We start from the raw sequence: 7,976 nt of genomic DNA, 5'->3' as shown, positions 1-7,976 counted from the left end.
TGGGCGCCTGGACGCCCAGTCCGAGGTAGTCGAACGAGGATGTCAGCAGCAGGACGCCGCCGATGTCGGCCGAGGCGAGGATGAGCACCTGCACGCCGACGTGCGGGGCGATGTGCGTGGACACGATCCACTGCGGGCTCGCTCCCTGGATGCGCGGGGCGATGACGAAGTCCCGTCCCTTCAGCGACATCGCCGTGCTGCGGGCGACGCGTGCATAACCCACCCAATAGGTGGCCGCAAGCGTGAGGATCATGAGCCACACGTTGGGTCCGAGTGCCGCGGACAGAGCGATCAGCACGAGGATGATCGGCATCGCCAACTGCACGTCGGCCCACCCCATGAGGAGGTTGTCCAGGCGTCCGCCCGCATACCCGGCGATCATGCCGGTCACCATCCCGATGAAGGCGTTGATCGCGACCACGAACAGGACGATGCCCAGGGACACCTGACCGCCGACGGCGAGCCTGCTCGCCAGGTCGCGGCCCAGCATGTCGGTGCCGAGCAGGTGGGCCGGGTCGGTGAACGGGCGGATGAACGACGCGGACAGGTCTTGGCCGTACGGATCGCTGCCGGGCAGCAGCGGGACGATCAGGATGAACGCCGCGACGACGACGAGGATGCCGACGCCGACCCACTCCGTGGCGCGCAGCCGCGGCCAAGCGATGCGTGCGGCGGTGTCGGCTGCGGGAGCCGGCGGCAGCGTGTCCGTCGTCGTGATCGTGGGGGAGGGCGTGCTCATGCGAGGTGCCTCACTCTCGGGTCGACGAGTGCGCTCATCACATCGACGAGCGCATTGGAGAGGATGAAGAGGGCCGCGACGACGATGAGGCCCGACTGGACGACCGGGAAGTCGCGGGCGTAGACGGCGCTGAGCATGAGCTGTCCGAGACCCGGCCAGGCGAAGACGTTCTCGACGATCACGAGGCCGCCGAGGAACGAGCCGAGACTGATGCCGGCGATGGTCATCACGGGCAGGGCGGCGTTGGGAAGCAGCTCGGCGACGACGACCCGGAATCGGCTCTCGCCGCGGGCGTACGCTGTGCGCGCGTAGTCCAGGCGGGACTGCTCCGCCAGCGCGTTGTCGAGCAGTCTCAGGTACACGACGAACTGCGCCGTCGCGATGGTGGCCGCCGGCATGATGATCGCGAGGGGATCGCGATTGCCCAGCGACGGCAGCAGCCCCAGCGCCACGGAGAACACCAGGACGAGGAGCAACCCGAAGAAGAAGTCGGGGACGGCCTGTCGGGCCGAGCCGACCGTGAGCAACACCGTCCGCAGGCCGGTACTGCGCGTGAGGTGCACAGCCACGGCGGCGACGACGGCGACCAGCACACCGGCGACGAGACCGACGGCGCCCAGTTGCAGCGAGGCGGGCACCCTCTCGAGCACCAGCTCCATCGACGACACGCCGCGCTGACGGTAGGAGTCGCCGAAGTCCCCGCGGGTCACGATTCCCACGAGGTAGTCGAGGTACTGCTTCCACAGCGGCTGATCGAAACCCAGGCTCGCGTTGAGTGCATCGATCTGTGCGCGGGATGCGTTGTCGCCGAGCAGGAGGGCGGCGGGACTGCCACTCAGACGCCCCAGCGCGAAGGCGATGGTGACGACGGCGAAGATCGTCGCCAGCGCCTGGAGCAGTCGTCGTGCGACCAGTCGCGCCATGCTCGTCTCCTTCCGGTTTGCGAATCTGGGATACAGAATCGGGCATCTCTGTTACGACGATGTGTCGCGCGATTTCCACGCAATGAACTTTCTGAGCGTGATCGACCGATGCATGGGCGCATTTTGTCGCGGAATTATGCGGGACTCGTTGGTGTCATGCAGAACGGGCCTCGCGGCACCCGCATGCGGCGATGTTGCGGCCGCGACGTGGAGATCTAGATTTGGGATACCAAAAGGAGATCCGATGACCACACTCACCCTGACCTCCGCTGACGTCGAAGTTCTCGCGGATGCCGACGAGATGCGGCGTGCGATGGCGGCCGCTCACAGAGCGCTGCACGCTCATCGCGCCGTGCAGCCCCGCCCTCACCCGCTGCCGTTCGTCGGGGCGGCCGGTCCCGACGCTCCGACCGTCGTGCCCATGAGCGCCCTGTCGGAGGAGCTCGGCCTGTACGCGGTCAAGGTGCTCGCCGATGCCCCGCGCAACCGCGCGGTCGGGCTGCCCGCCCAGCGATCGACCGTGGCGGTGTTCGACGCGGCCACGGCGGAGTGCGTCGCCATGATCGACGGGCGTGCGCTGACGCGCCTGCGCACGGCGGCCGTGACGGCGCTGGCCACCGACGTCCTCGCCCGCGCGGACGCGCAGGTGGCCACGCTCATCGGCGCCGGACCGCTCGCCGCCGAACACGCCCGGGCGCTCGTGCGGGTGCGGGATCTCGCGCAGATCCGGGTCTGGTCGCGCAGCGCGGCGCGCGCGGAGGCATGCGTTCAGCAGCTGCGCGCCGAGGGGATCCCGGCTCTGGTCGCCGTGACGACGGAGTCGGCTCTCGAGGGAGCCGACGTCGTCTGCACCCTGACGCCGGCGCAGGAGCCGTTCCTCTCGCGGGCGCTTCTCGGATCGGATGTCCACGTGAACGCCGTCGGCTCCCCGCCGCGGCCCATGTTCAGCGAAGTGCACGCCGACGTCTTCGCCGCCGCCCGCGTCGTCGTCGTCGACGATTCGGCTGTCGCGCTCGCCGAGTCGGGCAACGTCCGCGACGCGTGCGCGGCGGGAGCCCTCGTCCCGGAGCAGCTCATCCCCCTCGGCGACGTGGTCGCCGCGGAGCCCGGCGCCGCCCCGGGTGGGCTCACGATCTTCAACTCGGTGGGTATCGGCATCCAAGACCTCTACGCGGCGCACGTCCTCTGCGCGCGCGCGAGCGCGGTGGGCGCTGGCACAATGGTCGCCATCCGAGCATGAAGGGGACCGTATGACCGACGTGGCGGAGTCGGCCGACGATTCCCTGGCCGCAACCGCCTACCGGCGCATCCGGACGGCGATCATCCTCGGTCGCTACGCCGACGGCGCGGCGATCACCGAGGGACGCCTGGCCGACGAGCTGGAGATGTCGCGCATCCCCATCCGCGCCGCCATCCTGCAGCTGGGCGTCGACGGCTTCCTCGCGACGTCCCCGCGGCGCAGCGCCCGGGTCGTGGGGTGGGATCGCCGCGCGATCGACGAGCTGTTCGACGTGCGGCTGAGTCTCGAGTCGTTGGCCGCCCGCCTCGCCGCCCAGAACGCAGGTCGGGGCGCGTCCGTCGCGGCGCTCGAGCGCGCACTCGACGCGGCGCACGATGCCGTCACCAGCGGAGACCGCCTGACGATCGCCGAGGCCCACGCCGCCTTCCATGCGGGCATCGTGGAGATGGCCGACAGCACCCTTCTCACCTCGCTCACGCGCGTGGTGAGCGGACGTCTCGTGTGGCTGTTCTACCTCACGGGCGTGGACCGCGACGCGCGTGAGCAGTCCCACGAGCACGACGAGCTGCTGGCCGCCATCGCTGACGGCAACGCCCGTCTCGCCGAGAGTCTGGCCTTCAGCCACATCGAGAAGGGTCGCGCTCCCTCGATGGAGATCATTCTGCCGACGACCGACCTGACCGCGTTCTGACCGCGGCGGAGTTCTTCCGGCCTCGTCGGGCAGTGCTTTCTCTGCAGGCTGCTGTTTCCTCTGCGAGGATGTCAGCATGGCTTCCCCCCTCCCTTCGATCGCGATCCTCGGTGCCGGCTCGATGGGAGGCGCGATCCTGCAGGGCCTCGTCCGCTCGGGTGAGGCCCCCGCGATCACGGTGACCAACCGCACGGCTGCGCGCGCGGATGCGCTGGCGGGACTCGACGGCGTCACGAGCCTCTCGCTCGAGACCGATGGCGACGCGAACACGAGTGCCGCGGCATCCGCCGACGTCGTGCTCATCGGCGTGAAGCCCGTCATGGTCCCCGACCTGCTGCGCGAGATCGCGCCCGTGCTGCGACCGGGGGCGATCGTCGTGAGCCTCGCCGCCGGTGTCACGATCGCGACGTTCGCGTCCATCGTCGGTGAGGAGGTGTCGGTGATCCGGTCGATGCCGAACACCCCGGCGGTGGTCGGCAAAGCCGTGACCGGCCTGTCGGCGGGCCCCACGGCATCCGCGGACGAGCTCGCCCTCGTGCGTCGCCTCTTCGAGACGTGCGGCGCGGTCATCGAGGTTCCGGAATCGCAGATCGATGCCCTGTCGACGATCTCGGGATCGGGTCCGGCCTACTTCTTCCTGCTGGTCGAGGAGCTCACCGAAGCCGCGCGCGGCAAGGGCTTCTCCGACGCCGACGCGCGCCTGATGGCCGAGCAGACGTTCATCGGCGCGGCGGCGCTGCTCGACGCCTCGGGCGAAGACCCCGCCGAGCTGCGCCGACGCGTCACCAGCCCGAAGGGCACCACCGAGCGTGCGATCGCGGTGCTGCAGGGCGCGCGTCTGGACGGTGTGTTCGCCGAGGCCACCGACGCCGCGCTCGCGCGCGCCAAGGAGATGGCCGCCGGCGCCTGACCCCGCCCCCGACCCACGCGCCGCGTCACGCCCGCGAGAAACCACCTTCGGCACGAGAAACCACCACCGCAGGTGTGTGTCGTCTCCCTTGTGGTTTCTCACCGCGCTCGGTGGGGGAGCGCGCGGGGCGTGTGGCGCAGGCTCGCCAGTCCAGCGCGGTCGCGCGGGCGGACGAGCCGCACGTACGCGCGCTGCAGGGCGGTGGCCAACGGTTCGACCCGCACCGCATCCGCCATTTCCCAGCGCGCGACCGGATGCCCCGCGCGGCGCAGACGGTCCTCGCGGCGCTTCTCGTCACGAAAGCGCAGCGCGGCTCCCTCGAGCGCGTCGTTGTCGCCGATCCCGTACTTGCCCCAGCCGTCGCTCTCGCCGACCGTGCGGCTGGTCGGGAACAGGAAATCCGTGCGGTCCGTCACCCCCTCGTAGCGGAACTCGGCCTGCAGCACCGGGTCTTCGAAGCCGCACCAGCGGATGACGGCGCGGCTGACGCTTTCGCCGGGCGATTCGGCGCGCGTATCCGCGTGTGCCCAGACCCACGCGAGTCGAGCGACGCCCCGAGGGAGCCTTGCGACGCGGCCCGTTCCCGGAGATCGTCGACGACGAGCATGCCGCCCTGTCGGGGCGAGATCGCGGCATCCACGACGGCGAGCGCCTGCGCGGGCGGAAGCACGCGGGCAAGATCGACGACGGCATCCGCCGGCGAGGTGCACAGGATGCCGTCGACGCGCACGATCTCCCGCGCGTCGGTGCTGGTGTGCACGCACACGTCGCCGAACCGTCGGGACGCCGTGCGGTCGGGATCGAACACGTGGATATCGCGCGTCTCGCCGAACAGCGGCAGGCCGAGCAGCACCGCGGCAGACTCCAGGCACAGCACGGCGTCCGGGTGGGCGAGCGCGAACGCGTGCACCCGCAGCGCGTACCGCTGCCACGGCGCCAGCCGCGCCGCCGCGGCAGCTTCCACGTACACGCCGCGGCGCACCCGCGCGAAGCCGGGTCCGCTCACCGCCAGCCGCAGCACGCGGGCCTCGGCGGCGGTGACGAGCGGAAGCGGTGACCGGGTGGTGGCACGGTGCGTCGGCAGGTGCGGCATCCGCAGATCATGCCCCGGCGCCCGCGCCCGCGCGCCCGCATCCCCACCCTCCCCGCGGCGGCCACGCCGCGAACCGCCTGGGGAGGAGCCCCCGTGCGGCGGCGAGAAACCACCGGCGCGTCGAGAAACCACGCGCGGCAGGGTTTCTCGCACCGCAGATGGTTTCTCGCGGGCGCGGCGGGCCGGCCGGCGGGCGGCGGGCGCGGCGGGCGGGCGCGGATGCCGAGGTCAGCGGTCGAGCGAGGCGAAACGCTCGATGTCGCTGTTGGTGCCCGACACGATGATGAGGTCGTGGTTGGTGACGACGGTGTCGGCCTCCGCGTAGCGGAACGGCTTGCCCGGGCTCTTCACACCGACCACGGTGACGCTGTATTTGGTGCGAACGCCCGATTCGTTCAGACCGATGCCGCGGATGAACTTCGGCGGATACATCTTGGCGAGCACGAAGTCGTCGTCGAAGCGGATGAAGTCGAGCATCCGGCCGCTGACCAGGTGCGCGACGCGCTCGCCCGCCTCGCGCTCGGGGTAGATGACGTGATTCGCGCCGACGCGGGCGAGGATCTTGCCGTGGCTCTGCGAGACGGCCTTGGCCCAGATCTGCGGCACCTTCAGATCGACGAGGTTCGCCGTGATGAGCACCGAAGCCTCGATCGACGAGCCGACGGCGACGACGGCCACCTGGAAGTCCTGGGCGCCGATCTGCTTGAGTGCTTCGATGTTGCGCGCGTCGGCCTGCACCGTGTGGGTGACGCGCTCGGACCACTTCTGCACGAGCTCGAGGTTGTCGTCGATCGCGAGCACCTCGCGGTCGAGGCGGTCGAGTTCGCCGGCGCACGCGGCTCCGAAACGGCCGAGGCCGATCACCAGGACGGGAGCATCGCTCCGGATCTGCTCAACCAACGATCGGCCTTTCGACGGGCAGCGAGTAGTGCTGCGATCGGCTCGTCGCGGCGACGGCCGCGGCGAGAGTGACGGTACCCACACGGCCCATGAACATCGTCGCCGCCATGACGTAGACGGCGAGATCGGGCAGGTCCTGCGTGATCCCGGTGGACAGTCCGACGGTCGCGAAGCCCGAGACGACGTCGAAGAGCACGTACTCCACGGGGTATCTCGTGATCTGCGCGATCGTGATGGTCGACACCGCGACGATGGTCGAGCCCCAGGCCACGACCGAGAGGGCGACGCGCTGCACGTCGCTGGGGATGCGGCGGCCGAACGCCTGCACGCTGGGCCGGCCCTTGGCCTCGGACCAGACGGCGAGGGCGAGGACGGCGAGGGTGGTCACCTTGATGCCGCCGGCGGTGGATGCCGAGCCGCCGCCGATGAACATGAGCATCGAGCCCACGACGAGAGACGATCCGTGCAGCTGCCCGATGTCGACGATGGAGAAGCCCCCCGAGCGCGTCATCGCGGACAGGAAGAACGCCTGGAAGGTCGTGTCCCAGGCATCCATCCCGCCGAACGTCTTCGGGTTGTCGTACTCGAGCAGCAGGAAGACCGCGGCGCCGGCGAAGAAGAGGATGACCGTGGTGATGAGGGTGAGCTTGGCGTGCAGCGACCAGCGACGGACATGGAAGTGGTGGCGCCACAGCGCGAAGATCACGGGGAAGCCGATGGATCCCAGGAACACTCCCGCCATCAGGAGCGTGAGGAACAGGTAGTTGTGCGCGAACGGGGCGATGCCCTCGGCATTCGGAGCGAACCCGGTGTTGGTGAACGACATCGCCGCGTAATACGGCGCCTCCCACAGTGCGCTCCACGGGTCGACACCGCTCGCGAGCAGCGACGGGTACAGCAGCACGGCGAGCCCGGCCTCGATCACGAGCGTCGACAGCGCCACGGTGGCCAGAAGCTGGCCGACCTCGCCCAGGCGCACCGCCTGACCTTCGTTCACCGGTCCGCCGTGGGCGCGCAGCGGATTCGTGTCGCCCGCGGCGATCAGCTTCGCGCGCAGCCCCAGGCGCTTGGAGATGACCAGGCCGAGAATGGATGCCAGGGTCAGCACGCCCATCGCGCCCACGTTCACGCCGATGTAGACGATCAGGTGACCGAACGCACTCCAGTGCGTTCCCATGTTCACGGTCGACAGTCCCGTCACGCAGATCGTCGACACCGCGGTGAAGAGGGCGTCGGCGAACGGCGTGACCCGGCCGTCGGCGGATGCCGCGGGCAGCGAGAACAGTGCGGTGAACAGCAGGATCAGCGCGAGGAAGATGCCCACCGCGAACCGCGACGGCGAGGCCGTGGTCGCGTCGCGCAGGCGATCGCGGGTCACGTCGAGTGAGCTGCGCAGAGAGCGCCATGCACGGGCACCCGCGGTGTCGCCCGTCATGGTCCGCCCCTCTCTGAGACTCTAGAGGATCCCCGGGACCGAGCT

The 7,976-nt window shown here is 70.1% G+C and carries 9 protein-coding genes; 3 read left to right on the top strand and 6 right to left on the bottom strand.

Going from position 1 to position 7,976, the window contains the following annotated elements:
- Positions 1-739 (bottom strand): ABC transporter permease (locus I5I_RS15700; protein ID WP_051039689.1); only part of this gene is annotated, 739 nt, incomplete at its 3' end.
- Complete coding sequence (locus I5I_RS15695) at positions 736-1,662, bottom strand: ABC transporter permease (RefSeq protein WP_036321985.1); 927 nt, start codon at positions 1,660-1,662, stop codon at positions 736-738. The genes I5I_RS15695 and I5I_RS15700, both read right to left, overlap by 4 nt.
- A gap of 244 nt (positions 1,663-1,906) precedes the next feature.
- Between I5I_RS15695 and I5I_RS15690 the strand changes: the two genes are divergently transcribed.
- The 3 genes from I5I_RS15690 to proC all read left to right on the top strand — a co-directional run bounded on the left by I5I_RS15690 (position 1,907) and on the right by proC (position 4,503).
- Positions 1,907-2,902: an ornithine cyclodeaminase family protein gene (locus tag I5I_RS15690; protein ID WP_036321982.1), complete on the top strand. Its 996-nt coding sequence runs from the start codon at positions 1,907-1,909 to the stop codon at positions 2,900-2,902.
- Positions 2,903-2,912: 10 nt separating this feature from the next.
- Positions 2,913-3,593 carry a GntR family transcriptional regulator gene (locus I5I_RS15685; protein ID WP_036321979.1) on the top strand — a complete coding sequence of 227 codons (681 nt, stop codon included), beginning with the start codon at positions 2,913-2,915 and terminating at the stop codon, positions 3,591-3,593.
- Positions 3,594-3,669: 76 nt separating this feature from the next.
- Positions 3,670-4,503: a pyrroline-5-carboxylate reductase gene (gene proC / locus I5I_RS15680; RefSeq protein ID WP_036321976.1), complete on the top strand. Its 834-nt coding sequence runs from the start codon at positions 3,670-3,672 to the stop codon at positions 4,501-4,503.
- A gap of 98 nt (positions 4,504-4,601) precedes the next feature.
- Here the strand turns inward: proC and I5I_RS17715 are convergent, their stop codons facing one another.
- From I5I_RS17715 to I5I_RS15665, 4 genes are all read right to left on the bottom strand, one after another.
- The gene (locus I5I_RS17715) at positions 4,602-4,949 is read right to left on the bottom strand and encodes a hypothetical protein (RefSeq protein ID WP_239640142.1); all 348 of its coding nucleotides are present in this window, start codon (positions 4,947-4,949) and stop codon (positions 4,602-4,604) included.
- A complete protein-coding gene (locus tag I5I_RS15675) occupies positions 4,916-5,596 on the bottom strand; it encodes a hypothetical protein (protein ID WP_239640141.1) in 681 nt (226 codons plus the stop codon). Before I5I_RS15675 ends, I5I_RS17715 begins: the two co-directional genes overlap by 34 nt.
- A 228-nt stretch (positions 5,597-5,824) precedes the next feature.
- Entirely contained in the window at positions 5,825-6,496 is a 672-nt protein-coding gene (locus I5I_RS15670) for a potassium channel family protein (protein ID WP_036321973.1), read from the bottom strand.
- Complete coding sequence (locus tag I5I_RS15665) at positions 6,489-7,931, bottom strand: TrkH family potassium uptake protein (protein WP_036321970.1); 1,443 nt, start codon at positions 7,929-7,931, stop codon at positions 6,489-6,491. The genes I5I_RS15670 and I5I_RS15665 overlap by 8 nt, the downstream gene beginning before the upstream one ends.
- Positions 7,932-7,976: the final 45 nt, after the last annotated feature.

The sequence above is a fragment of the Microbacterium sp. B24 genome, from assembly GCF_000333415.1.
Taxonomy (GTDB): Bacteria; Actinomycetota; Actinomycetes; order Actinomycetales; family Microbacteriaceae; genus Microbacterium.
The sequence above is the reverse complement of the archived record's forward strand: the minus strand, read 5'-3'. Positions and strand labels throughout refer to the sequence as shown.